24 protein-coding genes and 2 pseudogenes are annotated in these 25,982 nt (G+C 68.6%); 15 read left to right on the forward strand and 11 right to left on the reverse strand.

What is annotated here, in order from left to right; genetic code table 11:
* Positions 1-33 precede the first annotated feature (33 nt).
* Both W5W_RS0103530 and W5W_RS0103535 read right to left on the reverse strand, forming a co-directional pair.
* On the reverse strand, positions 34-819 hold the full coding sequence (locus W5W_RS0103530; RefSeq protein ID WP_017194363.1) for a CPBP family intramembrane glutamic endopeptidase: 786 nt from the start codon (positions 817-819) through the stop codon (positions 34-36).
* Between the two features lie 120 nt (positions 820-939).
* Positions 940-1,884, reverse strand: coding sequence for a sugar ABC transporter substrate-binding protein (locus W5W_RS0103535; protein ID WP_232611721.1), 945 nt, complete (start codon positions 1,882-1,884; stop codon positions 940-942).
* Between the two features lie 134 nt (positions 1,885-2,018).
* Here W5W_RS0103535 and W5W_RS15545 point away from each other — a divergent pair.
* A pseudogene (locus W5W_RS15545) lies at positions 2,019-3,373 on the forward strand (ISL3 family transposase).
* Between the two features lie 362 nt (positions 3,374-3,735).
* On the opposite strand, the gene W5W_RS0103550 reads toward W5W_RS15545, so the two are convergent.
* From W5W_RS0103550 to W5W_RS0103560, 3 genes are read right to left on the reverse strand one after another with little or no spacing between them, the layout of a single operon-like run.
* Positions 3,736-4,479 (reverse strand): cupin, encoded by a 744-nt coding sequence (locus W5W_RS0103550; protein ID WP_029574051.1) that lies wholly within the window; start codon positions 4,477-4,479, stop codon positions 3,736-3,738.
* Entirely contained in the window at positions 4,476-5,276 is an 801-nt protein-coding gene (locus W5W_RS0103555; RefSeq protein WP_029574052.1) for an ABC transporter, read from the reverse strand. Before W5W_RS0103555 ends, W5W_RS0103550 begins: the two co-directional genes overlap by 4 nt.
* Positions 5,273-6,067 (reverse strand): ABC transporter ATP-binding protein, encoded by a 795-nt coding sequence (locus W5W_RS0103560; protein WP_017194366.1) that lies wholly within the window; start codon positions 6,065-6,067, stop codon positions 5,273-5,275. The genes W5W_RS0103555 and W5W_RS0103560 overlap by 4 nt, the downstream gene beginning before the upstream one ends.
* A gap of 130 nt (positions 6,068-6,197) precedes the next feature.
* Between W5W_RS0103560 and W5W_RS0103565 the strand changes: the two genes are divergently transcribed.
* The 3 genes from W5W_RS0103565 to W5W_RS16595 all read left to right on the forward strand — a co-directional run bounded on the left by W5W_RS0103565 (position 6,198) and on the right by W5W_RS16595 (position 8,501).
* Positions 6,198-7,436: a sensor histidine kinase gene (locus W5W_RS0103565; protein ID WP_017194367.1), complete on the forward strand. Its 1,239-nt coding sequence runs from the start codon at positions 6,198-6,200 to the stop codon at positions 7,434-7,436.
* A 14-nt stretch (positions 7,437-7,450) separates the two neighbouring features.
* Positions 7,451-8,188 carry a response regulator transcription factor gene (locus tag W5W_RS0103570; RefSeq protein ID WP_017194368.1) on the forward strand — a complete coding sequence of 246 codons (738 nt, stop codon included), beginning with the start codon at positions 7,451-7,453 and terminating at the stop codon, positions 8,186-8,188.
* A gap of 118 nt (positions 8,189-8,306) precedes the next feature.
* Positions 8,307-8,501, forward strand: a complete 195-nt coding sequence (locus tag W5W_RS16595; protein WP_238533242.1) for a hypothetical protein — start codon at positions 8,307-8,309, stop codon at positions 8,499-8,501.
* Positions 8,502-8,812: 311 nt separating this feature from the next.
* On the opposite strand, the pseudogene W5W_RS16600 reads toward W5W_RS16595, so the two are convergent.
* Positions 8,813-9,112 (reverse strand): annotated as a pseudogene (locus W5W_RS16600) (glycosyltransferase); the annotation flags it as partial.
* 186 nt (positions 9,113-9,298) lie between these two features.
* On the opposite strand from W5W_RS16600, the gene W5W_RS0103585 reads away from it, so the two are divergent.
* The 3 genes from W5W_RS0103585 (at position 9,299) to W5W_RS0103595 (ending at position 10,885) form a co-directional block, all read left to right on the forward strand.
* On the forward strand, positions 9,299-10,060 hold the full coding sequence (locus W5W_RS0103585) for an anaerobic ribonucleoside-triphosphate reductase activating protein (RefSeq protein WP_017194371.1): 762 nt from the start codon (positions 9,299-9,301) through the stop codon (positions 10,058-10,060).
* Between the two features lie 115 nt (positions 10,061-10,175).
* Complete coding sequence (locus W5W_RS0103590; protein ID WP_232611509.1) at positions 10,176-10,487, forward strand: type II toxin-antitoxin system Phd/YefM family antitoxin; 312 nt, start codon at positions 10,176-10,178, stop codon at positions 10,485-10,487.
* Positions 10,484-10,885 carry a type II toxin-antitoxin system VapC family toxin gene (locus W5W_RS0103595; protein ID WP_029574054.1) on the forward strand — a complete coding sequence of 134 codons (402 nt, stop codon included), beginning with the start codon at positions 10,484-10,486 and terminating at the stop codon, positions 10,883-10,885. The genes W5W_RS0103590 and W5W_RS0103595 overlap by 4 nt, the downstream gene beginning before the upstream one ends.
* A gap of 50 nt (positions 10,886-10,935) precedes the next feature.
* Here W5W_RS0103595 and W5W_RS0103600 read toward each other — a convergent pair whose 3' ends face one another.
* A complete protein-coding gene (locus W5W_RS0103600; protein ID WP_017194373.1) occupies positions 10,936-11,403 on the reverse strand; it encodes a YbhB/YbcL family Raf kinase inhibitor-like protein in 468 nt (155 codons plus the stop codon).
* A 222-nt stretch (positions 11,404-11,625) separates the two neighbouring features.
* Here W5W_RS0103600 and W5W_RS0103610 point away from each other — a divergent pair, with 222 nt between their 5' ends.
* The 5 genes from W5W_RS0103610 to W5W_RS0103630 all read left to right on the forward strand — a co-directional run bounded on the left by W5W_RS0103610 (position 11,626) and on the right by W5W_RS0103630 (position 15,301).
* A complete protein-coding gene (locus W5W_RS0103610) occupies positions 11,626-11,991 on the forward strand; it encodes a type II toxin-antitoxin system Phd/YefM family antitoxin (RefSeq protein ID WP_050980332.1) in 366 nt (121 codons plus the stop codon).
* On the forward strand, positions 11,978-12,385 hold the full coding sequence (locus W5W_RS15555; RefSeq protein ID WP_081486194.1) for a type II toxin-antitoxin system VapC family toxin: 408 nt from the start codon (positions 11,978-11,980) through the stop codon (positions 12,383-12,385). The genes W5W_RS0103610 and W5W_RS15555 overlap by 14 nt, the downstream gene beginning before the upstream one ends.
* Before the next feature lie 173 nt (positions 12,386-12,558).
* Complete coding sequence (locus W5W_RS0103620) at positions 12,559-13,845, forward strand: nitrilase-related carbon-nitrogen hydrolase (protein ID WP_017194377.1); 1,287 nt, start codon at positions 12,559-12,561, stop codon at positions 13,843-13,845.
* A gap of 176 nt (positions 13,846-14,021) precedes the next feature.
* A complete protein-coding gene (locus tag W5W_RS0103625; protein WP_017194378.1) occupies positions 14,022-14,459 on the forward strand; it encodes a GyrI-like domain-containing protein in 438 nt (145 codons plus the stop codon).
* Complete coding sequence (locus W5W_RS0103630) at positions 14,456-15,301, forward strand: AraC family transcriptional regulator (protein ID WP_017194379.1); 846 nt, start codon at positions 14,456-14,458, stop codon at positions 15,299-15,301. The genes W5W_RS0103625 and W5W_RS0103630 overlap by 4 nt, the downstream gene beginning before the upstream one ends.
* Before the next feature lie 67 nt (positions 15,302-15,368).
* Here the strand turns inward: W5W_RS0103630 and W5W_RS0103635 are convergent, their stop codons facing one another.
* Complete coding sequence (locus tag W5W_RS0103635) at positions 15,369-16,802, reverse strand: hypothetical protein (protein ID WP_034498306.1); 1,434 nt, start codon at positions 16,800-16,802, stop codon at positions 15,369-15,371.
* Positions 16,803-17,443: 641 nt separating this feature from the next.
* On the opposite strand from W5W_RS0103635, the gene W5W_RS15560 reads away from it, so the two are divergent.
* From W5W_RS15560 to W5W_RS0103655, 3 genes are all read left to right on the forward strand, one after another.
* On the forward strand, positions 17,444-18,019 hold the full coding sequence (locus W5W_RS15560) for an excalibur calcium-binding domain-containing protein (protein WP_017194382.1): 576 nt from the start codon (positions 17,444-17,446) through the stop codon (positions 18,017-18,019).
* Between the two features lie 12 nt (positions 18,020-18,031).
* Entirely contained in the window at positions 18,032-18,373 is a 342-nt protein-coding gene (locus W5W_RS0103650; protein ID WP_017194383.1) for a sensor histidine kinase, read from the forward strand.
* A gap of 360 nt (positions 18,374-18,733) precedes the next feature.
* Positions 18,734-21,061, forward strand: a complete 2,328-nt coding sequence (locus W5W_RS0103655) for an HNH endonuclease signature motif containing protein (RefSeq protein ID WP_050980334.1) — start codon at positions 18,734-18,736, stop codon at positions 21,059-21,061.
* Positions 21,062-21,138: 77 nt separating this feature from the next.
* Here the strand turns inward: W5W_RS0103655 and W5W_RS0103660 are convergent, their stop codons facing one another.
* The 3 genes from W5W_RS0103660 to W5W_RS0103670 form a co-directional block, all read right to left on the reverse strand.
* Entirely contained in the window at positions 21,139-22,311 is a 1,173-nt protein-coding gene (locus W5W_RS0103660; RefSeq protein WP_017194385.1) for a glycosyltransferase, read from the reverse strand.
* A gap of 1 nt (position 22,312) precedes the next feature.
* Positions 22,313-23,374 carry a phosphodiester glycosidase family protein gene (locus tag W5W_RS0103665; protein ID WP_017194386.1) on the reverse strand — a complete coding sequence of 354 codons (1,062 nt, stop codon included), beginning with the start codon at positions 23,372-23,374 and terminating at the stop codon, positions 22,313-22,315.
* A gap of 139 nt (positions 23,375-23,513) precedes the next feature.
* Complete coding sequence (locus tag W5W_RS0103670) at positions 23,514-25,916, reverse strand: calcium-binding protein (protein ID WP_017194387.1); 2,403 nt, start codon at positions 25,914-25,916, stop codon at positions 23,514-23,516.
* Positions 25,917-25,982 lie beyond the last annotated feature (66 nt).

The following is a 25,982-nucleotide window of genomic DNA, read 5'->3' on the forward strand; positions in this document are numbered from 1 at the left end:
ACGGGCCCGGAGCGGAAGGTGAGTGTGATGCGTTCAGTGCAGGAGGAGGGTCAGGAAGGCGCTGAGGTTGTTGAGGCAGTGGATGCTCGCCGGGTAGAGCAGGTTGCTGTCGGTCTTGACATAGAGCAGCCCGCAGCTGAGCCCGATGAAGGCGTGCGGGATGATGCTCAGTACCTCGGAGAGCGCGAACGAGTGCATGTGCAGCGCACCGAACAGAACGCTGGAGACGACAACAGCCACCCAGGTCGGCGCGAAGCGCTTGATGAGCCCAATGAGGAGCTGACGGAAGAACATCTCCTCCACAATCGGCCCCACGATCCCGAGCACGATGACGATGACAATCGGCGGGAACATCTGCGTGGCTTCGCCAACGCTGGTGTCATTCTGCAGGGTTGCTCCGGACAAGCCGGCGAGGTTGAGCAGGGCCGAGGACGCCAGGCCGCCGACGATCTCGATAACCAAGGCGGCGAGTCCGCCCACGATGAGAGTGAGGACGGCCCGCCGCTTACGGGCCGCTATCTGACGGGCGGCCCGGGCCAGCGGGTGGCGGAAGGCGACGCAGCCGACGGCGAAGAGAGCGATGTAGAGCGCGAGACGGGTTGAGGGGCCGGCGTCCCCGGGGATGAGAAAGTGGCCGAGGTGGAGGGGGAAGAAGAAGGCGTAGACGCTCGTGAAGATGACCAGCGCGACGGTGCTCAGGCGGTCGGGCCGGGTGCTCGCGGTCGGAGTCGAGACCGGAGCGGAGTCCGACGGCGCAGGATCTGGTGCTCCGGAGGCGGTCGGTGTCTGCTGGGACAGGGACGTGCGGGAAGTGCTCATGGCTGGAAGTGTGCGGTGGTCGGCTCGAGAGCGGCATCGCCCTGGCGGCCTAACCCAACGGCGTGCGTCAGACCCCGGTCCATCAAACCCCGGTTCGACTCCCCGGGCCTGTCATTGCCGCTACTTGACCACGACCGAGTCGGCGTTCTCCTTGGTGATCCAGGTGGCCTTGGTGTAGTTGACCTTCTCCACCGACTTGCCGTTGATGAGCGATACGACTGTGTCCACGGCCATTCGCCCCATTCCGGCCGTGTCCTGTGAGACGGTCCCGTCAATGCCGCCGCTCTTGATCGAGTTCAGGCCGTCGTCGGTCGCGTCCACTCCGTAGACCGCGATCTCCTGGCTCTTGCCTGCGTTGTCGATCGCCTTCTGCGCACCGATCGCCATGGAGTCGTTCTGAGCCACGATCGCGTTGATGGTCTTTCCTGTGGACAGCCAGTTCTCGGTGACCTTGAGCGCCTCAGCCGTGTCCCAGTTGGCGGTTTGCTGGAAGGCCAGCGTGACGTCGGGGTGGCTCTTGAGGACCTCGTCGTAGCCGGTCTTTCGCAGTACCTGTCCGTCGGAGCCCATCGGTCCGTAGAGCACGGCCACCGTTCCCTTACCGCCCATCGCGGATACGGCCTGCTCCATCTCGAGCTTGCCGGCGGCCGTGTCGTCCCCGCCGACGAAGGAGCTGGCCCGCTCCTGCTGCTTGGCCTTCTGGGCCACGGTGATGATCGGAATGTCTGCCTCCTTAGCGGCCTTGAGCCCCGGGGCGACTCCCTCCTGCGATACCGGCTCCACGATGATGCCCTTGTAGCCCTGGCTGACGGCGGACTCGATCTGATTGAGCTGGTTGGACGCGTCCTTCTTCCCGTCGAACACGGTCACGGAGACTCCTGCAGCGGCACCCTGCTCCTTGGCGGAGTTGGCCAGCGTCGTCGTGAAGGAGTTGCTCATGTGGCTCATGATGAGCGCGATCCGGACCTTGCCCGATGAGTTGTTCGCGCAGGCGCTGAGCATGACGCCGGCGAGGATGAGGCTGCACAGCGTGGCCAGAACCTTCTTCATTGAGGTGCCTTTCATGGCTCTTCGCGTTTGAGGGTGTAGTAGCCGGAGCCTATTGAAGTGCATAGGTGGGGGTGCGTCGTTGCGGCGGGTAGGGGTCGAGGTCTCCCGATGATGGGAGCTGCTACACAACCGTCACGAGAGACCTCGACGTGCCTGAGACTACCTTCGCCTGCCCTGATCTGACGACCTTCCTGGGGCTGGACGCCCTGGGACTGACCGCGGTGGGTCAGCTCCTGACCTCGACGAGAGCCATTGTGGAGTGCCGCATGCCGATCGGGTTTGAGGACCCCTTTTGCGGAGCCTGCGGCGTTCAGGGAGTATCCCGTGGGACGGTGGCCCGACGCCTGGCCCACGTGCCGGTGGGGTGGAGGCCCACGCAGCTGGTGGTGCGCGTGCGGCGCTTCGCCTGCACCCACTGCCGTCGAGTGTGGAGGCAGGACACGAGCGGCCTGGCTGAGCCCAGGACCCGGCTGACGCGCTCGGCGGTGGAGTGGGGGCTGCGTGCCCTTGCCCTGGAGTGCATGTCGGTCTGTCGGGTAGCAGCCGCTCTGGGGATCTCCTGGCACACCGCCAACAACGCAATCCTGACCCGAGCTGAGCAGACCATCACCGGCAACCCTGACCGCTTCGATGGTGTGGAGGCTCTCGGAGTTGACGATTCCCCCGCGCGCTTCGCTCCCGTGCGGGAGGTGCCCCCTCTGTGTGGCGCCACACCAGGCGGGGCGACCGGTACGTCACCGTCATGATCGACCTGACTCCCGTGCGCGACCGCAGTGGTCCGGCCCGGCTTCTGGACGTGGTCCCGGGCCGGTCCAAGAAGGTCCTCAAGACCTGGCTCTCCCAGCGTGACCAGGACTGGCGTGGGCGGGTCGAGGTGGTAGCCACGGGGCGGTTTCACCGGGTCCCGAGAGCGCCGCCGACCAGGAGCTCCCACAAGCCCGGGCGGTCATGGATCCCTTTCACGTCGTGTCCCTGGCGGCCAGCAAGCTCGATGAGTGCCGCCGCCGCATCCAACGGGCGATCACAGGGCGGCGGGGCCGGGCGGGTGACCCGCTCTACCGGGCCCGACGCACCCTACACACCGGGGCCGGCCTGCTCACCGACACCCAGGCCAGGCGTCTCCAGGCCCTGTTCGCTGATGAGCGCTACGCTGCGGTCCAGGCCGCCTGGGGCGTCTACCAGCGCCTCATCCAGGCCTACCGCACCGACGAGGCGGGCCTGGGAAAGTACCTGATGCAACGGCTCATCGACTCCTTGAGGCAGGCCGTCCCCGACGGGCTGGAGGAGATCCAGACCCTGGCCAGAACCCTGACCGAAAGAGCCTCCGACATCCTGGCCTACTTCGACCGCCCCCGCACCTCCAACGGCCCCACGCCAAGCCATCAACGGACGCCCGGAGCACCTACGCGGCATCGCCCTGGGCTTCCGCAACCTCACCAGCTACACCATCCGCAGCCTCATCCACACCGGACGCCTCAAAGACCACCTGACAACAACCACCTAAACCAGCCGACAAGCCCCACCTACAACACCCTCAAACACGAAGAGCCGGTTTGAAAGGTCAGTATTTCATGTCCGTTGATGCGTTGTTCTTCCAGCCATTTCATGGTAGCTAGGTGCGCATCGAGCTCCTCTTCTGGAGTGAACGTATCGCTGTCCATGGTGCTTCCCTCATGAAAAGAGCAGGTGAGAGATGGGAGTGTCTGCCTGTGATGGCGGAATGTCTCTGCGAGAGTATATCGCGCTGGAACGATGTTGAGCGATCTGGGTTTACTCGGCAGGGGATAGGGGTGAAAACGTCCTCACTCGCTCCCACCCCTGACTTTGATGGGCGGCGGCAGGCTCGTACTCGTGGCGTCCCGATCCTCACGCATCCGCTCGCACCAGCCGGACGATGCCAGCCATTTGAGCGGCCGTCGTCCAGGCCAGGATGATGAGTCCGGCAGAGGTGACGTCCGCCTGCGATTCGGCTGCCGTCAGCCAGATCTGGCCCGCCTGGCCGGGGAACCAGCGGGCGGCGTCGCCCGCGATCACGGCCAGCTGCGGTGTCAGGATCACCAGCACCACGGCCGCCGTCGACGCACCGATGACGCTGCGCAGCGCCGCACCGAGCCCGGCCGCCAGCAGCAGCACCGCCGTCAACCAGGCCACGGTCCTTCCGCCGGCCCACAGTGCTGCCGTCGACATCGTCGGGCACGCTGCCAGGCTCGCTCCGACCAGGACGCTCGCCGCCACCAGTCCCGTACCGGTCAGCACCATGAGTCGCGCCGCCGCCAGCCGCCCCCGCGCCGGCGTCACCAGCAGACTCGTCATGCCCTGCGCCGTGGAGTGCTCGGCACCCGCGGCGGCCACACCGGCCGCCACGAAGCCGATCTGCACCGCCAACGTCCACATTGGCGCGATCTCCTCGAATCCGAAGTCCCGCCCATCCACCACGTTCTGCAGGACCGACATCATCGTGGCGATCGCAGCCGCGCCCGCCACCGCTGCCGACCACCACATCGCCGGCAGCGTCACCACCTTCAGCAGCTCCGCGTGCAGCGCGCGCCCCCAGGCTGTCGTCACCCCTGCGGTAGCCCTCACCCTGCTGGTCGCACCGGCTCCGCTCATGCGTCCCGCCTCATCCACACCCAGCAGCACACCGCCGCGCACCCGCTCGCCCACGCCGTGCAGACGGCGGCCGCCATCGGGATCGACAGCAGCTCGACGAGACGGTCGTAGTTGAGCGTCGTCGGGTTCGCGATGAGACGGACCGCGGCGGTATCCGGCAGGAACCGGGCCGCATCGGTGGACTTGATGAGCAGCACCCCCGGCGAGATCATCGTCGACATTGCGACGAGGACCGTCATCGGCACCAGCGCGCTGCGGGTGGCCGCCGCCAGTGCCATCGACGCCATTGCCGAGAACCCCCACCAGGCCAGTATCCCGGTCAGCAGCGGCCACGGCACCGGATCGAGGGGCGCCCAGGACCCCAGCAGGTGCCGGCACAGCGAGTAGGTCGCCGTCCACGCCACCGCCAGGAGCACCGTCGCAGCACCCAGCACCACGAGCAGCTTCGCGGCCACCGATGCCCCGCGCCGCGGCTGGACCAGCATCGTCGTCGTCACCTGTCGCGACGCGCCGTTCGTGCGCGGGTCGCTCGCGTACTCGCTGACCACGACGCTCGCCGCCAGCACCACGATCCCCGTCGTCCCCATGTAGAGGCCGATGACGCCGACGCCGTCCAGCCCTGCCAGCGCCCGCGGGTCGCCGGCCGCCAGCCTGGCCGGCAGGTCATGGTCCGTGTAGTACTCCACCAGTGCCGGCAGGACGAGCGCCAGCGTCGCCCCCACCCGCACGCCCGGCAGACCGGCCGTCTTGAGCGCCTCCGCCTTGAGGGAGCGGACCAGCGCCATCGCCACGCTCATGCCCGGCCCCCTTCCCCGCGGCCCCCACGATCCGCGTGACCCGGGCGTCCCGACCGGCCTCCGAACTGGGGCCGACCCCCGGGCGCGCGGCCGGACCCGCCCCCGGTCAGGGAGAAGAAGGCCTCCTCCAGGTTCGCGTAGCCGGCTGCGATCTCGTCGAGCGTCCCGGCCGCGCGCACTCGTCCGCCGGCGATGACGACGACGTCGTCGGCCACCTCGGCGAGCTCGGCCAGGACGTGACTGGACAGCAGGATCGTGCCCCCGGCGTCGGCCCGCTGCCGAAGCAGCGTGCGGATCCACCGGATCCCTTCCGGGTCCAGGCCGTTGACCGGCTCGTCGAGGACCAGCACCTCCGGGTCGCCCAGCAGCGCCGTCGCCAACCCCAGGCGCTGCCCCATTCCCAGGGAGAAGGTGCGCACCCGCCGTCCGGCCGCATCACTCAGCCCGACGACGTCGAGCACCTCGGCCACCCGACGCCGACTGATTCCCGCGCCCGAGGCCACCCACGCCAGGTGACCGCGGGCCGTGCGCGAGGGATGCGCCCCCGAGCCGTCGAGCACCGCCCCCACCGTGCGCAGCGGCTCGCGCAGCTCGCGGTAGGGACGCCCGCCGATAAGCGTCCGCCCGCCGTCGGCCCGGTCCAGACCCAGCAGACACCGCAGGGTCGAGGACTTCCCAGCGCCGTTCGGGCCCACGAATCCGGTGACGCTGCCCGGACGGGCCTCCAGGCTCACGCCGTGAAGCACCTCCCGCCGGCCGTGCCGTTTGACGAGGGTCTCAACACTGATCATGGGGCAATCTCACCGGCGGGACGACGCGGCGGGCATCGGCCGTCGAGAGGAGGGGCTCGCGAGGCGTCGGACCCCGCGCCTCGGACCGTGGTTCGATGAAGCGCCCGAGTCGTCTTCCTAGACTGGCCGCGTGCCTGCCCCCGACGTTCCCCCGCGCCACTCCACGCTGGGGCGCGTGATCACCGGGCTGACCGTGGTTATCGTCGGCCTGGGCACCATGGTCGGCTTCTCCCCGGCTCCTTCTCGGCGCGCCCAGATGACCGTGCTGCTCGTCATGGCCGGGCTCGTCGTCGCCTCCCTGTGGCTGCGGCGGCGCGACCAGCGTGCCTACGAGCGGCGCCTGGCGCAGGAGACCGCCGCGCGCGCCGTCGCCGAGGACCGCCTCGTCATCGCCCGCGAGCTGCACGACGCCGTCTCCGGCAACCTCGGCGCCATCACCGTGCGCTGCGCCGTGGCCCAGCGCCTCGAGACCACCCCGGACGGTCTGCGTCACGCCCTTCGCGATGCCGAGTCGTCCTCCCGGGAGGCCACCGACGGCCTGCGGCGCATGCTCGCCGTGCTGCGCGACGAGGGCGCGGCCGCGCATGGTATCCCGGACCCGACGGGGGCGGCGGGTCCGGAGGGCCCGGCGGGCTTTGCGGCGGCGGGAGAGGCGGGGGTCCCGGGCGGGCCCGGGAATCGGATGATCCGGCCCGCCCGTGGGACTCCCGCCGGTGCCGGTGCCTCGCGCGGCACCGGCACCGCTGGAGCCGCCGTCGGAGCCTCGTGGAGGGGGACCGGCATCGGCGCTGGCGATCCGGACTCCGCTCTGGCCGAGGCCGTGACCCGCGCCCGTCGCGCCGGCGTGGAGGTCGAGATCGACGCCGACCGGGGTGCCGGGCCCTCCCCGATGGGGGAGACGGTCGCCCGGGTCGTGGGTGAGGCGCTGGTCAACACGGCCCGTCATGCCGGGCCCTCGCGCGCCCGCGTCACGGTCCGGCAGGAGTCCTCCCGGTTGCGCGTCATCGTCGTCGACGACGGTCCGGCTCCCGGCTGGACGCCTCGCCCCGGCGCCGGTCAGGGACTGCGGGGACTGTGCGAGCGGGTCGAGGCCATGGGTGGGACGCTGAGCGCGGGACCCCTCCGCGGTGCTGGCAGTGCCGGCCATGGCGCCGACGGTGCTGATGACGGCCGGAGCGCCGGCGGTGCAGGGGGGACGGCTGGGGCCATCGGAGACGCTGGCGCCGTCGGAGCCTCGAGAGCGGGCTTCGTCGTCGAGGCGGTCCTGCCACTGCCCGTGGCGCGGACCGGCGGAGTCGGCGGGGTGACCGGTTCGAGGGACGACTGCTTCGAGATCCGGCCCGCGCGAGCTCGCGGAGGAACCCCGTGAGTGACGCGAGTGGGATGAGAGAGTCGTCCGATGCCCCGACCAGTGGTGGCCCGACCGGCGGTATGCCGACCAGCGGTGGCCCGACCGGCGCTCCCGTCCGCGTCCTCGTCGCCGAGGACCAGGCGCTCCTGCGCGCCTCGCTGGCGGCGCTCCTGGACGCCGAGGACGACCTGGAGATCGTCGGGCAGGCCGCGGACGGCGCCCGCGCCGTCGCCCTGGCGGCTGGCCTCCGCCCCGACGTCGTCGTCATGGACATTCGGATGCCGGGGCTGACCGGTATCGAGGCCACCGCTCGGATCTGCGCCGACCCGGCGCTCGCGGGCACCCGGGTCCTCGTCCTGACCATGTTCGAGATCGAGGAGTACGTGCTGGGGGCGCTGCGCGCCGGCGCCTCCGGCTTCCTTCTCAAGGACGCCGACCCGCAGGCGGTCGTCGACGCCGTGCGCACCGTCCACGAGGGTCAGTCGCTGCTCAGCCCCCAGATCCTCCGGGGTCTCGTGTCGCGCTCGCCGTCCGGTGCGGCCTGCGGGCGGCGGGCCGACGACGTCGGGCGACTCACTCCCCGGCAGCGGGAGGTTCTCGTGCTCATCGCCCGGGGACTGTCCAACGGCGAGATCGAGACTGTGCTCGGCATCACCCGCGCCACCTGCCGCAGCCACATCACCGCGCTGCTGGCCCGCCTGGACGCACGGGATCGCGCCCAGCTCGTGATCGCCGCCTACGAAGCGGGTCTCGTGCAGCCGGGGGCGTGAGGCGGGGCGCGCCGCGCCCGAGGTGATCCGGAGCGGTCGGCGTCGGATGGATCGCGATGCCAGCGCGAGGTAGCTCGCGGCGACCAGGGCGAGCGCCAGCGCCACGTAGCGCACGGCCGTGCGTCCCACCGTTCCCGGCGCCGCCCGGAAGATGCGCCGGTTCATGAAGAAGTTGGCGGCGCCGCTGATCAGCCGTGCGCCCACCACGCTCGTCAGAAGGCTCCCGGTGAGCAGGTGCAGCACCACGACCCCGATCCAGTCGATGACGAAGCTCGCCAGGGATGCCCCCGTGAAGCGCAGCAGCGGGGCGTAGATCCGCGCGGAGTCCTGCAGCGGGCGGAAGTGGGAGGAGGCGTTGCCGGGCTCGTAGACGGTCGCGATCTCGACCTCCTCGACCGTCATCCCCAGCTCGTGGGATCTCAGCAGGGTCGAGAGCTCGTACTCGTACCGATCGCCGGGGACCTTCAGCAGCCAGTCCAGCTCGCCCGCCGGGTAGCCGCGCAGGCCGGTCTGGGTGTCGCGCAGCCGCCACCCCGTCGCTCCGCGGAACAGCAGTGCGGTGACGCTGTTGCCCAATCGGCTTCGCAGGGGCACCGAACCGGTGAAGGCTCGCACGCCCAGCGTCATGCGACCGGTCTCGTGGACCCGGCGGGCCACCGCGGCGATGTCGGCGGGTGTGTGCTGGCCGTCGGCGTCGGCGCACACGACGTCGGCGCCCGGCCACAGGCGGATCACCCGCGCCAGACCGGTGCGCAGGGCCCCGCCCTTGCCCGCATTGACCGGGTAGCCGGTGACCACCGCTCCGGCGGCGCGGGCCGCGGCGAAGACGCCCTCGTAGGCGGGGCCGGAGCCGTCGTCGACGACGAGCACCCGCGTCTCCGGAAGCGCGCGCCGCACGTCCCGCACCAGGCGGGTCAGGCGCATGTCCGGCTGGTAGGCGGGGATGAGGACGACGAGCGCGACGACGCCGTGTCTCGCCGCGGTCGCGCGTCGGGCGTCGCGATGAGGCTCCGCGGCCGGGAGGCGCGAGACGGCCGGGCCGTGGCCACCGGCGGCGCCCTCGGTGCCGTCACCTCCCGCCTGAGCGCCGTCACCGCGTAGGGCCGGGCATTGCTGGTTTCGCAAGAGCCGAAGGGGGCGGCCTCCCGCCGCCCCCGGTCCCGTGCGGCCGACGACCTGGTGATCGCGGGGCTGGTGCCGATGTCAACGGTGGACTGGCCCGACCATCTGACCGCGACGGTCTTCCTGCAGGGGTGCCCGTGGAACTGCTTCTACTGCCACAATCAGGCGCTCATCCCCACGCGCACGCCCGGGGCCGTCGCCTGGGAGGAGGTGCGCGCGCTGCTGAGGCGTCGCCGCGGGCTGCTCGACGGCGTCGTCTTCACCGGTGGTGAGGCGCTGCGCCAGGACGCGCTCGCCGATGCCGTGGCCGAGGTCGTCGAGGCCGGCTTCCGGGTCGGGCTTCACACCGCCGGCGCGTACCCGCGGCGTCTGCACGACCTGGTCGCATCCGGGCTCGTGGACTGGGTGGGGCTGGACATCAAGGCGCTGCCCGAGCACTACCAGGACGTGGTTGGGCGCCCCGGCGGCGCAAAGGCATGGGAGAGCCTGCGGGTGCTGCTGGAGGCGGAGGTCCCCTTCGAGGTGCGCACGACGGTCGTGCCCGGAGATGTGACCGCCGACGACGCCCTCGAGGTGGCCCGCAGGGTGCGCGAGGCTGGAGCGCGGGTGTACGCCCTGCAGCAGGCGCGCGGCAAGGGGACGACCGGTGACTTCGCGGTGACGGCCGCGGGGTGGGACGCCGAGTGCGAGCGCATGGCCGAGCGCATCCGGGTCCTCGATTGGGAGCGCTTCACCTACCGGGCGGCCTGACGTCGCTCCCGCGTCGAGATCGGTCGTACTCCGCGTCGAGATCGGTCCGGTTCCGGCTCGAGATCGGTTCATGGGCGGGCTGTTCGCTCGGAATGCCCGCCGCTACCCTGATGTCATGAATGCGATGAGCATGCCCGCGGCCCCGGCTCCCAGAAGCGTGGGTCTGCGCGAGGTCGGTCAGCGAGCCGGGGAGATCTACCGCGAGGTGGAGTCCTCCGGCGTGCCCGTGACGGTGACCGACGACGGCCGTCCCATCGCCCAGATCGTCCCGATCCGGCGCGAGGAGTCCTGGTACGAGCGCATGGTCCGCCAGGGCCAGGTCCGACCCGCCAAGCATCCTTTCCGGTTGCCGGCGGAGCGCTATGCCCTCTCCGAAGAAACTGACCTCGACGATTTCCTTTTCAGCGAGCGTTTGGAAGACCGGTGATCTACGTCGATACGTCAGCAGCGTTACTGGTTCTTCTTGGTCAGGAGGGCGCTGCCTCGGCCCAGGCTTTTCTTCATAGGTTGGCGTCTCGAGAACGAGTGACGTCCTCCGTCTTGCTGCAGATAGAGATGATGAGGGCTCTCCATCGGGAAAGGCTATCGCTGACCATCGCTCAGGAACTCCTCGACGGCGTGGAACTGATGCCCATCAACGACGACGTGGTCGAGCGCGCCTGTGCCATGACCGAGGAGTTGAAGTCCTTGGACGCCATTCACCTGGCCACTGCGCTGCTTCTCGATGACCCGCGCGATCCGGTCACCGTCTTCACCCACGATGTCCGTCTGGCGGATGCCGCCCGCTCCCACGGTCTCGCCGTCTTCGACCCGCTTGCAGCCTGAGGGCGGTGTACGGCTCGCCCCGGCTCGATGACCAGGCGGCGGTCCCCGCTCTACTCGAAGACGCCCTCCAGGACGCCCCATTGGAGGATGTGCCCGGCTGCGCTCCGCCAGAAGCGGCGCGTGCCGGCCCGGGCCGGACAGCTCAGCGGCGCGTCGAGCGCCAGAACGAGGAAGGAGTAGCGGTGGCTGGTTCCGCGCGGCGGCTTGGGGCCACGGTAGCGGTGCAGTCCGTAGCCCCGGCCCTGGACGGCTCCGTCCCGGGTGATGCGCCCGCGCGGCAGCCCGGCCTCGATGACCGACTGGGCAGGCAGGTTCCAGATGAGCCAGTGCGTCATCGAGCCCAGCAGCGGGTGCGTCTCATCGGTGAGGACCACCGCCAGCCGCGCGACGTCATCGGTCAGCCCATTGATGCGCAGCTCGGGGGAGACGTCGTCGCCGCGCCCCGTGTGCGTGAGGAGGAAGCGCTCGTCCTCGGCGATCCCGGGGGAGGTCACGCGCAAGTGCGGTGAGCCGTTCATGCGCAGCCTCCACGACGGGGTGCGGTTCTGGCTTCTCGGTATCTTCGGCATGCTCGGCATCTTCGGTCTCCCCGCAGCTGCTGGCGTGTGATCTCCAATGATGTCCATGGTAGGTCGGCGGAGTGCGCAGCGTGAGCGGGCGCAGTGGCCGGGTGCGGGTCCGAGGGCGAGGCGGGCGAGGCGGAGATGTAGAACAAGTAGGACGGGGTGTATCCTCATGACATGAGCGCCGAGGTCGCACCCGAGTCAGGTTCATCATTATCTCTAGAAGCGCCATCCGCTTCTCCGGCACCATTGCGGACCGTCAGCCTTCGGGAGCTCAACCAGTACTCCGGCAGGATCGTCCACGGTGTCGAGGAGAATCGTCAGGCCGTGACCGTTACCGATCGTGGGCGCCCTATTGTGCGCATTGTTCCTATCGATCCCGAGGAGCGCCCGTACGAGCGTCTGGTGCGCGAGGGGAAAGTGCGTCCCGCGAAGAGGAGGCGTCATATTCCTGTGGTTGCCGGATCTCTTCCCAAGGGCATGACACTTCAGCAGCTCCTCGATGAGGATCGGGAAGAGATCGATCTCGATGTTCTACGTTGACACATCCGTGCTCGCATTACCTCTTCTGAATCAGGAAGGAGGTGATGCGGTCGAGCGTTTTCTGATCGAGGAGATCTCGGAATCCGAATTGGTGTCTTCTGTCCTTTTGGAAGTAGAACTGATCCGCGTCGCCAAGCGCAGCATCACGCCATCGGATACTGCGCAGAGCGCCCGTACGCTTCTCGATGAAATCCATCTTATTGATATCGACCACGAGGTTGTGGAGAACGCCTGCGGACTTACTGATTCTCTTAAGTCCCTTGATGCCATTCATCTGGGAACGGCTCTCATGCTCCATTGTGAGCGGGATCCTGTCGTCATGCTGACCCATGACGATCAGCTCGCCGTGACCGCCCGCCGTCTCGGCGTTGAGGTAGTCGATCCCGCGGCGTGAGGTTCGGCTCCGGCCGTGCCCGATGTCCGCCGTCAAGGCGAGTGCGGGCCGTGATCCCGGATCCCGGTAGGCGCGGGACGATCGGTGGCCCACTCCCGATCGTCCCGCAAGGTATGCTGTTCAGCGCACCTGCACGACGGTCGAGCATTAGGGTTGTAGGCATGGGGAGGAAAATGGGGAAGAAAAGGGTGTTGGTCTGCTATGCGCTGGCTCTGATGGCCGGCGCGATTCTGGCTCTGGGTGCGTTCATGCCGGTGTGGTGGCTGCAGTTGGGGTCGCTGTTGGCCTTCTGGCCGGTTTTCGTGGTGCTGCGGATGGTGCCGGTGAAGCATGCTTATTCGGCTGGACTGGTGTTCGCATGCGCCTGGCTCATACCGACGACGTATTGGTACTACGCGTTCATGCCGCCGTGGCTGGCGTTCGCTGCGAGTTTCGGTTTCGCGGCTCTGCTGGCGAATATATTCTGGGTGGTGTTGCTGCGTCAGCGGTGGGGCATGCGGGTGGTTGCCCCACTTTTCATGTTGGTGTGGTGCGGCTGGTTGTGGGCGCGATTGCATATGCCGGTGACTGAGGATTGGTGGCTTCCCTATTCCGGGTACAGCCTGTGGCGCAATAGTGCCCTGATCTGGCTCGGCGGCTTCGGCGGGGAAGCCGTTGTCGAAGCGGTGATAGTGGCGGTCGGCATCGTGCTCGCCTGGGTGTGGGCGCGGCGCGGCTGGCGGGCGAGCACCGCGTTGGCGGTGGCGATCATAGCTGCGACGGTGGGCGGTCATTTCCTGGTGCGGCAGTTGCCCGCGCACTCGGCGTCACCGGCGATCGCCGTGCAGATGATGACCCGCGGCGGCATCAATCAGCCGGCCACCGAGAATGATGTCGATGATCTTATCGAGGCGACCGATCAAGCCCTGCAAGAACGCGATACATCGCAGGGCGCGATCACGGTGGTGTGGCCGGAGAACTCCATTCCCACGGCGAGTGAGAGTCGACTGGAAAAATTCGCCGCGGAGCATCGCGTCCGGTTGGTGTATCACACGAATAAGCGGCAGGGCGACGGCGATTACAAGCAGGCCGTCATTCTCGATCAGGACGGCCGGCGAATCCTGACCAATTACAAGGCTCATATTGCTCCAGCTGAGGACGGTACCGACTGGTACACGGATCAACATGCCGTCAGTGACGGGCAGGTGGTCACCGCTTACGTGTGCTATGACATGCATTATCCGGATATTGTTAAGCGTCTGCGCGGAGCCGATTCCGCTTACGCGACGCTCGACGATGCTACATATGGTTATCTGCAAAAGCAGTTCCATGCTGCCGATATCAGCCTGCATGCGGCCCAGGCCGGCGTGCCGGTGACCGTGGCGAGCACCAACGGCCCGACAATCGCCGTCGACAGCCGTGGCGTGGTGCGCCAGCAGATGACGGGAAGCGGTCCGGCCGTCCTGGTGGTCGATCGTTAAACGACGTCTGCGGGGCGTCTTGGAATCACAGGCCGGGCCTGCCCCTGGGGCCGGACCGATCTCGAGCCGGAAGCGGACCGATCTCGCGACGGAGTTCGACCGATCTCGGCGAAGGGCGACGCCCTCGTAAGAGAACTCCGCAAGAATCGTCGGTTGGCGGTGGGCATGATGAGCTCATGCGAGAAGTCATTGAGTCTTTCGAGGTCGTCGGCTTGCCGCTGCGGACCTCCAACCGCGAAGCGGCCCGCACAATCCCGGCCCATTGGGAAGCGGCCGCAGCAGCTGGGCTGGTCGGCGTGCCCGGCACCGAGGCCTACGCCGTCTACACCGACTACGAGACGCCTTTCGACGTCGTGAGTAGCGCTTACACCCTCATCATCGGCCGGCGCGGTGAGGCGATCGGCCCCGGGCGCGACGATCTGGTGGTTGCGAGAATCCCGGCGTCCGCTCGGGACGTCGTCGTCGTGAGCGATTCCCGACCCGAGAGCATCGTCGAGGCTTGGGCGGGCATCTGGGCGCGCCAGGATTTGCCTCGCGACTACCGTGCCGACTACGAGTGCTACGCCCCCGACGGCAGCGTCCGCCTGTCCGTGGGAGTCCTCCCCGCCGCATGAGGGCCGAGCAGTACCAGCGCCAGCTTGATGCGGTCACCGACTACATTTACGCCCACCTCGACGACGACCTCAGCCTCGACCGTCTTGCGGACGTCTCCGGATTCTCGCCCTACCACTGGCATCGCATCTACCGGGCTGTGCGGGGTGAGACCGCCGCTCAGACTGTGCGCCGCCTCCGTCTGGAGCGCGCGGCCACCATGCTCGCCCAGAACGCCTGGCCTCTGGAGCGGATCGCCCGACGCGCCGGCTTCACCTCCGCGGACGCCTTCAGCCGGGCCTTCCAGCGCGCCTATGACCGGACTCCGGGGCGCTTTCGCAGCGACCGGGCCGGTGGACCGAACGGAACCGGCGGCTTTCGGCGCTCCGCCGTAATACCCGACGTCGAGAGCCCGACTCCCCACCCGGTGCGGGTCGAGGAGCGCCCCGAGTGCCGGCTCGCGGTGGCTGAGCATCGGGGCTCCTACATGGGCATCGGCCGGGCTTTCGCCCGCGTCGTCGACCGCATGGGATTGCGGAAACCCATGGTGGCGATCTACGAGGACGATCCCGACGCCGTGCCCGAGGCCGCACTGCGCGCGGTGGCGGGCGCCGTCGTCGGCCCGGAGGCGGAGGTGCCCGAGGACCTGGAGACCCGGGTCGTGCCCGCCGGACGCTACGCCGTCATGCGATACACCGGGCCGTATGCGTCCATGCACGCCGCCTACCTGTGGCTCTACGGTCAGTGGCTGCCCGCCTCCGGTTGGGAGCCTCGGGATCATCCAGTGATCGAGGAGTACCTCACTGATCCCGCCACGACGCCGCCCGCCCAGGCGGTCACCGATATCCTCCTGCCGCTGCGCTGACTCTCGACGCGGACTACGACCGATCTCGACGCGGAGATCGACCGATCTCGACGAGGGGGCTCGATTCTTATCGCTGCTTCCACTCGTTCACATCCTGGGCCCAGGACGTGGCGGGAATGAACTCGAATCTGTCGTGCATGCCGTAGGCGTTGATCGAGATATCGGCCTCCAACCCGGTTCCCGCGATTCTCGTCTCGTTGATCTGCTCGCCCGTGAGTAGATCGAAAGCGGTCAGGTGGTAGGAGTCGTCCATGCTGTTCCGCAGCTCGAATAGGTAGAGAACGTCGTTATAAACCGCGGTCGAGGTGGAGTAGGAATCCTCCCTGACCATGTGGATGATGGGCTCGCTGGATTCCGGGAGGCGGACGTCGAGGAGGTTGTTTCCGGTTGCGATTCGCCAGCCCTCGCTGCAGTGCGTGTAGACGTGATCATCGGAAGCGGAGTTGAGGGGATCGTCCTGTGCCAGAGTGACGACCTCGCCGGTGTCCAGACTGATGACTCGCGGTGGATCATCGGCTTTCGCATCGGGGCCGTTGCCGGTGGCGATCGCCCACCGTCCGTAGACCTCGTAGAGGTTGAGGTCCTCATTCACCTTATGGTGGGCCCCGTTGTCCATGCTGATGAGTCCGGTGCATGTGCGGTCCGATTCCTCATCAATGCGGGAGTACCAGACGACCGCATGGGGTGAGAGCCCTCGAATGGTCTCCGAGGTCAAGGAGCCGGCGTCGAGAATGGTGGACAGGTCGGAGAGGTTCAACGTTCGGGCCACGGTCTCGCCCATTCGACCCTGGTCGCTGGCCCAGGCGAACAGAGTGCCCTCCTCGGTCAGGCAGAGGTATCGGTCGTAGGGGAAGACGTTGTTGGGGGTGTGGGGGTGTACCCAGATGCGCTCGCTCAGGGTCGCCGTCGCAGTGATCGCGCCGTCGGATAAGCGGATTGCGACGACGTCGAGCGGCGCTGAGAAATCCCGCATGGATGTGCCATTGACCGTGGTGGTCGGCTGCGGGTAAGGCATTCGGACGACCATGGCATAGGCGTGCTCGTCGTCCAGGACGGGGGCGCTGGCGAGCAGAATGGTTCCGGCGCCCTCATGGACGGCGCTGGGCGTGGATCTATCGTCAACAGTGGTGGTCGCGTATTCTCCGGTGTCCGGATCGAGGACGAGCATTCTGGTGGTCTGCTCGGCCAGATCGACGATCACAGTCGATTGCAGGTTGTTAAGATCGATTCCGCCCGAATCATCGCGCGTGTCGGTGTGCGGGGCAGGCAGGCTGCCGACCAGATGGCATCCCCTCATGCCGCAGATGCGCTTATCGAATCCCAGAAGTTTCGGCCACAGCTGCTCCTTGGCGAAGTTGATGGGCATAGCGGTGGAACTGGGAGGCGCCGTAAAGCTCGCAGAGGCTGAACCCGTTCTCCCGGATATGCGGCTGCAGCCCGGGAGCATTGCCGGCGCGACGATTCCTCCGGCGAGAGCCAGGAGGGCGTGGCGGCGCTTCATGATGCTCCTTGCGGACAGGGCTGGCGAGCCCATGGAGAGGGACGCTGTCATCATGACTGCTGACGCTTGTCCGCACAATGGGGAGCTCGCCCCGCTCCCGCAGGCCGGGGCTATCTGGGGCTATCTGGGGCTATCTGGGACTAGCCGGCTTCGCCTGCGGCCGTGACTCCGAAAAGAGCCGCGGATGTCGCTTATTTCAGTTGCCCTAGTTGTCCCATTTGTTCCTGGAGGTTTATCCGTGGGTCTCTAGGTGTCCAAAACGGAGGGGATTAAAGTGCCGCCAGCCCAGGTATCTCCAAGGAACCGTGCGATGACCCGGTGTTTTTGGCGTGTTTTCGGTGTGTTCTCAATGTGCTTCGGTGTCGCGCTGCATGGTGTCCGGGCTGATCTCCTCCGTTTTGGACACCTGGCGCGCTCACTGCGCCGTGCCGACACCCTGGCAGGGCCGTCCGGAGCGGGCCCGGGCGGGGCATCCCCGGGAGCGACCAACCGCGCATCCCGCTTATCCCAGTTCTGTAACGGTTCGCGCTCGCACGCAACCTCATTCATGTGGAGTGGTTGAATGCTTATGGCTAGTCGCCACCGTTCCCCTTCTCCTCCCCTTACTCCTTGTCCTCCCCGAGGCTCCCATGAACACGCCTATGACGCCCTCGTTCCCTCCCGCACCCGCCTACCCCTCGTATCCCGCTTCCGCGCGTCCTCCTCGGCCGACGCCCCGGCGCCGCGGACTGGTCCGCAAATCGCTGCCTTTCATTCTGACCTTTGCTCTTGGTGTCGGCGTCGGCGCCTCCGGCTCGTCCAGCAATGCGAGTCCCTCCTCGACCCCGGAGCCCACTGCCTCTCCGGAGGCGACCGTGGTCTATTCGCCGACGCCGGTGCCCACGGTCGTCTACACCCCCACGCCCGTGCCCACCGTCGTCTACAGCCCGGCCCCGACGACGCCGGCCCCGCAGGAGCAGAGCACGACCGAGCCCGCCGCCCCTCAGCCGGAGGAGGACCCGGCGGGCGGGCAGGATGCCGGCGCTACTGGCGGCGGTGATGGCGGAGCCTCGAATTCCGAGGAGGCCCCCGCACCCCAGCAGCCGCCCAAGAGCGCCTACTATGGCAATTGCACGGAGGCCCGAGAGGCCGGTGCCGCCCCGCTCTATCAGGGCGAGCCCGGATATCGCCCTGGACTGGACCGCGATCACGACGGCATCGCCTGCGAGTGGAAGTAGTCGAGGAGGCGGTTGACCGCCCCTGCGCCGCATTCATGCGTCCGAGCGGGTAAGACGCAGGAATCCGCCGGCCTGCGCCATGCCCTGCGCGATATCGAGGAGACATCGCGCGAGGCGACTGACGAACTGCGGCGAATGCTGGGAGTGCTGCGCGAGGATTCCGGACCCTCGTCGCTGTCGCCGCTGTCCGTGCCGGAGGACCTGCAGCACGCTCTTGCCGGTGCGGTCGGCCGGGCTTGCCGTGCCGGCGTGACGGTCGAGGTTGGGGCTGAGCCCGGGAACGGCTCCCGTCGTCTCCGCCGCTGGTGGCGGCGCAGCCGGATTGGGCCGGAGAGCTCAGGGACCTCCCGGTAGAGGGGGCTGCCATCTCTTCTGGGGCCTCGAGTTCGCCGAGCTCAGAGTATGTGGACGTGGGGAGTCGCCATGGATGAGCCGGTGCCCGGTCCCATCCGAGTGCTCATCGCTGAGGATCAGGTGCTTCTGCGCACCTCGTTCGCCGCGCTCGCGGGCGCTGAGCCCGACCTGGAGGTCGTCGGTCGGGCGGCCGACGGGGGCGCGGGACCGCGCCCAGCTCGTCATCGCCGCCTACGAGGCCGGCCTCGTGCGGCCCGGGAATTGAGGTGCGCCTGCATGTGCGCCTGTATGGAGCGCTGGTTGGGCGGGTGCGGTTAACGGGGGCGTTTTCGTGTCGCACCCACGCCGTAGTCTGTACATATGTTCGATAGTTGGGGTGCTGCCGGCTCGGCCGCGGGGAATGCCGCGGGCGGGTCGGTCGGTGTGCTGCCGGACGGCGCCGCTGCGGATGAGAGTGCTTCGGCGGGTTTGGCGGGGATGGCGCCGGGTGCCGCTCTGGCGGGTGCGGTTGAGCGCTTGGTGGCGCCGCTTCTGGCCCCGTCTCCGTCCCCGGTCATCGGCAGCGGTACTGCTGGGGCTTCCGGCTCCACCGACGGCGTCATCGACGCCTGCAGCGCAGGTGCCGGGCTGTTCGCGGATGTGGTGGACCCCGGCGAGCGGGCGCTCGTGGAGGCCGCGGAGTCGCTGGTGGTCAACGACGATCGGAGCGCCTATGCTCTGGCGGATTTGGGTGCGGATGGTTTGAGCGAGCTGGTGGCGGCGTGCGGCCGTCTGGCTGCTTGGGCGCAGTGGGCCCAGTCGGTGGCTGCCGTGTGCCTGGCCCGTTGCCCGGAGATGTGCGGCCTGCCGTGGCGGCCTTCTCGGGGTGATGACCGGTGCGGAGAGCGGGATCGAGACGGCCGGGAGCCCCAGAGAGGCGGGGATGCGCGTGCGGTATCGCCCGGCGACTTGGCGGCGGGGCGGTGGAATGCTTCTGGTGAGATCGCGTGTCGTCTGGGCGTCTCGCGTACGCGAGCCTCGCGTCTGGTGGATCGGGGTGCGGGGCTGCTGGATGAGCGACTCGCGCCGACGTCGGGTTTGCATCGGGTGGGGCTGCTGGATGAGTCCAAGACCGGTCTACTGGTGCGACGGCTCGCCGAGGAGCCTGCCGGTGTGGTGGAGACGGTGCAGGCCCGGGTGCTGGGCAGGGCTGTGCATCGTACCTCTGCTCAGCTGGGTCGGGACGTGGATCGGGCGCTGACGGCCCTGGACCCCGATGGCGTGAGTCGTCGGGCCCGGCGCAACACGTTCCGGCGTCATGTGTCCCGACCCCGCCAGGCCGGTGCGGGGGTGTGCGAGATGCGCCTGCTGATGCCCCGGGCCGACGCCTTCCTGGTGGATGCGACCCTGGACGCCATCGCCGCCTCCGCACGTGCCGCCGGTGACGAGCGCACTACGGGACAGCTGCGGGCCGACGCCCTGGTGGCCTTGAGCCTGCATGCCTTGAGGGCCGGCCAGCACCGCGCCGCAGGGCAGCGTGCCACCGGGCCGATTGCCGCCGATGACGACGCCGCAGCCGAGAGCGCTGTTGACGCTGCTACGGCGGATCTGATGCCTGATGGCGTTCCGCTTGCGGAGCTGCTGGCCGCTCTCAGCGGTCTGGTCAGTCATGCGGGCCCGTGGTGGATGCCCTCGGGTACTGATCCGATTGCTCTGCCGCCTGGTCTGACAGTCCATGTGGACGTCACTGTCCCCATGGATCACCTGGCCGCTCTCCTTGACGAATCGTCTTCTGGCCCGCCTGGCGGCAATGCGCCTGATGGCAGGCTGCTCGGCTCTGCTGGACCGCCTGGCGACTCGCTTGATGCTGCCGGGATGCCGGACAGTGAACCACTCGATGAACCACCCGATATCGGGTCGTCCGGCGATCCGCGCGCCTGCGCGCCCCTCGGGGAGGCGAGCCTGGGCGCCGGCGGCAGGAGCATGCCCGTGCCGGCCGCGGTCGCCAGGGCTCTGGCTGCGGGCGGGACCTGGCGGCGCCTGATCACCGACCCCATCGTGGGGACTGTGGTCGATGTGGGGCGCACTCGCTACCGGCCGCCGGCAGGGCTGGCTGATCTGGTGCGCGCCCGCGATCGGGGCTGCACCCATCCGGGATGTGAAGTCCCGGCACGCGGCTGCGATCTCGATCACATCACTCCCTGGGCCAGTGGCGGCACCACCAGTCTGGAGAACCTGACTTGCTTGTGCCGGGCCCATCATCGTCTCAAGCACACCCCCGGGTGGGCGCTGACCCGTACCGGTGACGGCGCCCTGATCTGGCGTACGCCCACCGGTGCCCGCTATCGCCGTGAGCCGGACGGCGCCATCGCCCTCCTGCCCCGCCGCACTGGCCCCCGCCAGGCAGTTGCTTCCGCGGTTCGAGTGCCCGACGCTCTCGCTCGCGCCGTCACTCCCGCCGTCCTGGACCGCCTCGACAAGGGGCTCGCAGATCCTCACATCGCCGACGGCGCTGCTGGTTCCGTCGCCGCGCCCGGCTGCGTCGCGGCCGACGTCGCCGCTACTGGCGGCGGGGAGTCGGCCCCCGTGATCACCACTCGCGGCCCGCGCCCCGGCGAGAACCCCGGAGACTACGAGACCACTCCCTACCCCCGGGCTCTGCACGCACTCGGCCTGACTCCGCTGCTCGATGCCATCCCGCCCTTCTGAGAATCTGAGGACTAGAACCCCAGAGAATCCAGCCGGCGGGCGGCTTCCGGTAGCCGTTTCCGGTAGCAGTGGGGCGCTCAGGCCTTCTCGCGGAACACGACCCGGCGCTGGATCAGGTAGCTGGCCATGTAGATCGTGCTGTCGCCCAGAATCTTGGCGATGCCCAGCGGGACGCCGATCCCGGTCAGTGCCGCCAGGGCCAGGTAGCTCGCCGCGACCAGGGCGAGGGCGAGCGCCGTGTAGCGCACCGCCGTGCGGCCCACCGTGCCGGGCGCCGCCCGGAAGATTCGCCGATTCATGAAGAAGTTGGCTGCGCCGCTGATCACTCGTGCGCCCACGACGCTCGTCAGCAGATTCCCGGTCAGCAGGTGCAGGACCATGACCCCGACCCAGTCGATGGCGAAGCTCGCCAGGGACGCCCCCGTGAAGCGCAGCAGTGGAGCGTAGATCCGCGCCGAGTCCTGCAGCGGGCGGAAGTGGGAGGAGGTGTTGCCGGGCTCGTAGACCGTGGCGATCTCGACCTCCTCGACCGCCATCCCCAGCTCGCGGGCCCGCAGCAGGGCCGACAGCTCGTACTCGTAGCGGTCTCCGGGGACCTCCAGCAGCCAGTCCAGTCCGCCGGCCGGGTAGCCGCGCAGACCGGTCTGGGTATCGCGCAGCCGCCACCCGGTGGCCCCGCGGAACAGCAGTGCGGTGGCGCTGTTCCCGAGCCGACTGCGCAGGGGCACCGGCCCGGTGAAGGCCCGTACCCCCAGCGTCATATGGCCGGTCTCGCGGACCCGGTGGGCCACCGCGGCGATGTCGACGGGCGTGTGCTGGCCATCGGCGTCGGCGCATACGACGTCGGCGTGCGGCCACAGGTCCGCGGCCCGCGCCAGGCCGGTGCGCAGAGCCGCCCCCTTGCCCGCGTTGACCGAATAGCCGGTGATCACGGCCCCGGCGTCGCCGGCCGCGGCGAACACCTCCTCGTAGGCCGGGCCCGAGCCGTCGTCGACAACGAGCACCTGCGCGCCGGGCAGCCGCCGCCGGATGTCGGTCACCAGCGCGGCCAGGCGGGCGTCGGGCTGGTAGGCGGGCACGAGCACCACCAGCCAGGCGGGCCGGAAGCGCTCGGCCTCGGATGTGGCGCCGGCGCTCTGTCGGCTCTGTCGCGGCATCGCGGTTGTCCCGCTGGTCGGGATCGTCATGTCGTCGTGGCGGCCGGGGTCGATTCGACGGCGGACCGGCACGGGTCCTGTCTGCACGCTCATGTCAGGCTCCCTGGGCGATGTAGAGGATGTCGGAGGTGGCGCGCTCGCCACCGTTGGAGGGCTGATTGATGATCCGGCCGTTGAAATACATGGCCGAAGACCCGCCGCCATCGAGGTTGTAGGCGACCTGGCAGCCGAGGTCGGCCATGATCTGAGCCATCTCGGTCATGGTGGTGCCGCGTGAGTGGCCCTCACTGCGGCCATCGACGACGACGAACATGTAGTGGTTGGTGTCCACCCAGCCGAGAGCGGTGCGCGGCTGGTTCCCCTGGATGGAGTGGTTGCCGAAGTTCGTATCGACCTCCACCTCGTCGATCCCGGCGGGGATCTGCCCGGCGTTGACCAGAGCGGGGCCGAAGGACAGCGTGTTCCACACCCCGGCGTCGAGAAGGGCCTGGGCATTGGTGGAGGTCTCGTCGTAGATCTCGCAACGGCCGTCGGTGTAGAAGGCGAGTCCGTCGCGCACGCCGTCATCGCGATAGACGGCGCCGTTGCGGATGAGGATGCCGTCGGAGCGGAAGCCGTAGTAGTCGCCGTTGATGGCGAAGACGGCGTCGTGCGCGGCGGCGATCTCGCTGGGCTTGGCGGTGATGTTGGTGCCGAACTCGTTGTTGGCGAAGGCGCTGCGGATGGCGGTGGCGTCGCTGACGGTGATGTCGGCCGTGTAGTAGGTGATGGTGTCCGCGCCGGAACCGGTGGCGACCTCATTGATCTCGATCGAGGTCAGCGACGAGGTGTAGGACGTGTCGGTGACGGTGATGCTGGCCGCGTCGGCGGTCGCGGTCGAGGCCCCCGCGGCGTTCTGGGCCTCGTAGGCCTCGACATCGGTGATCTCGGTGTGGTCGATCACGAAGCGGTTGAGCGCCCAGGCGCTGGTGCCGGTGGCGGTCAGTCCCAGGACGGCGGCGCCTCCCAGCAGGAAGTTGCGGCGCGTATGACGGCGGGACTGTTGAGTCCGGGCCGAGGGCTCGTGCGTCAGGGTTGCTGCAGAGCCGGGGGTGTCGGCAGTACTGGTAGAGCTGCCGGCGGAGTGCGGGGCCGGTGCCCGGTGGTGTTTCGACATGGCTTCACCGTGCCGAACCGGCGTGTGGCGGGCGTGGGGCGGCCTTGTGAATCGTCTGTGAAGCCGGCGGGTGCGGGAGAGCCCACGCGTAGCCGGGCCTGTCTGCGGTCTTGTCCCGGATCGGCCTCGGTGGACCAGCTCAGGGGATGACGGTCAGGTCGCCGGCGCTGAGCTGCACCCCTTGGGGCAGCCGGGCGAAGGCGACGGCCTCGTAGCTCGTTCCCGAGCCGTCGGCGTCGAAGTAGAGGGTGTCCCCGTCCTGGATCACGCGGGTGGCGGATGTGGTCTGCCCGGCCTGGGCGAACCACTGGCCCTCCAGCTTGCCGAAGACCGTGCTGCTCAGGGCGATCTTGTCCTGGCCCGGCGTGAAGTCGGTGATCGTGTCGGTGCCGTGGTCCACGATCGTATCGAAGGTGAAGGTGTCGGCCCCCTCGCCGCCGGTCAAGGTGTCCGAGCCCTCACCGCCGCGCAGTACGTCGTCGCCGCCCTCGCCCGCGAGCCGATTGTCGGCCGGGTTGCCCGTCAGGGTGTTGCCCGCCGCGTTGCCGGTCGCCTCCTGGGCGTCGCCGCCCAGCAGGGTCAGGGCCTCCACGCCCTCGGGGGCGGTGGTGGTGACGGTGGCGTAGGCGGCGTCCGTGCCCGCCTCATCGGTGACCGTGTCCTGGGGCGAATCCAGGATGAAAACGTCATCGCCCTTCCCGCCGGACTGCGCGTTCGCCCCCTTGTGAGTGGTGCCCAGGCTCGTGTCGCCACTGACGCGCGCCGGCCCGATGCCCTTCGTGCTCCCCTCATGGGTGACCACCTGCCGCTCGCTGTTGCCGATGACGTCGTTGCCGCTCACCTTCAGACCGGTGATGTTCCCGACCAGGGTTTTGTTGTGGTCGCGGCCGTCGGAGGACTCGGCCCCGGCGTAGACCAGGGCCGGCGAGTGCCAGGAGTCCATCAGGATGTTGCCCTGGACCGTGATGCCGTCCAGGTCCCCGCGCCCGCCGTAGAACGGGGCGGGTGTCCCATCCTTGGGGCTCGTCACCTTGCCTTTCTGCATGAAAGTCCATGGGTTCATACCGTCAGGCAGGTTGGAGGCCGCGGAGTCCTCATCCCAGATGGACTCTACGGCGACGAAGGCATGATTGGCCGAGCCCGACACGATGTTCCCGGTGAAGGTGGTGGATGTGGAGTCGGTGCCCGCGTACAGCACCCAGGAGGGCCTGGTGGCGCCCACGACGCTCACGCGGTTGTCGGAGAAGATGTTGGACTTGCTGCCCTGGTAGGCCTGCAGGAGGCCCTGGGCGGTGGCGCGGTGGGTGACCACCGTGTTGCCGCGCACCGTGTTGTCGTTGCTCTCATAGGCCACGTGCACCGCGGACGACCTGGAGTCGCTGAGGTAGTTGCCCTCCACGGTGTTGCCGTTGGAGCGGCTCTGCATCGAGATGTTGCGCATGTTGTTGCCGAGCGTGTTCCGGCTGATCGTGCTGCTGCTGACCCCGGACAGGCCGATTCCGTAGTATCCGCCGTCGATGACGTTGCCGGTGATGGTGTGCCCGCTGTTCTCATGAAGGTTGGCGGCGGTGGTTCCGTCAGTGGTGTATTGGTCCCATACGGGTTCATTGCTCTTCTTGAAAGCGGCATCGGTCTGGCGCGCCGAGTTGAGCTGGATGGAGGGCTTGCCCTCGGTGTTCTTGTCGCCCAGGACGTTCTTGATCCGGTTGTCCCGGATGGTCAGTCCCCGCAGCGGGCCGGAGTCCGCCACCATGTTGATGCCGACGAAGGCCACGTTCAGCATCTGGACGTCCGAGATGGTGGTGTTGCTGATGGCGTTGCCCTGGATGCCCCGAGTCCATTCCTGGTTCTTCAGGTCCAGGGTCAGGTCGGTCACGGTGGTGCCGGAGGAGCTGGTGGCCAGGACCAGGACGTTGGCCGGGGCATCCTCGGTGCCCCCGGGGATCGAGGCGTTCAGGACTGCACCCGCCCCGTCCAGGAAGGGCACGGCGTCGGGGATGGTGAGGGAGCCGGTGGTGGCGTAGTGCTGCCCAGCGCCCAGGCGCACCCCCTTGCCCAGGGCCGCGGCCTGATCTATCGCGCTGGTCAGGGCCCGGGTGGCGTCGTCGCCGACGTCGTAGGCGATGAGCGGCACCGCGTCGGTGGAGTCGGTGAAGGCGACCCCGTACGTGGTGCCGTCCACTTCGACGGTGGCGTGGGCGCCGTCCTGAGCCGTGGAGCCGCGGGTGAAGGCCACGTGGGAGACGCCGTCGGAGACGACGATGTAGGTGGTGCTCGCCTTGGAGGAGCGGGCCTCGCTCAGGGATCCGACGACGGTGACCTGGCCGTCCCGATAGGCCTGGCCCAGGCCCTGGGCCTCCAGGGAGGCCTCCAGCCCCTGGTGCTCCGGGACCGGTGAGGCGGCATCCTGGGCGGCTGCGGCGATGGCTGTCGCTGCGCCACGGGGCTCGACGCCATGGGCCATTTCGGGGCCGGTGGTCCCGGCCAGGGCCAGTGATAGGGGAAGGAGTACGGAGGCGGTTCGCCGGAGATGAGGTCTCATATGTGGCTCCCACAGGCTCGTCAGCACGTTTGCCTGCGTAGTCGGTATCGGCCTGATATGGGCTGC

The sequence above is a fragment of the Actinomyces massiliensis 4401292 genome (genome assembly GCF_000269805.1).
Classification (GTDB): Bacteria; Actinomycetota; Actinomycetes; order Actinomycetales; family Actinomycetaceae; genus Actinomyces; species Actinomyces massiliensis.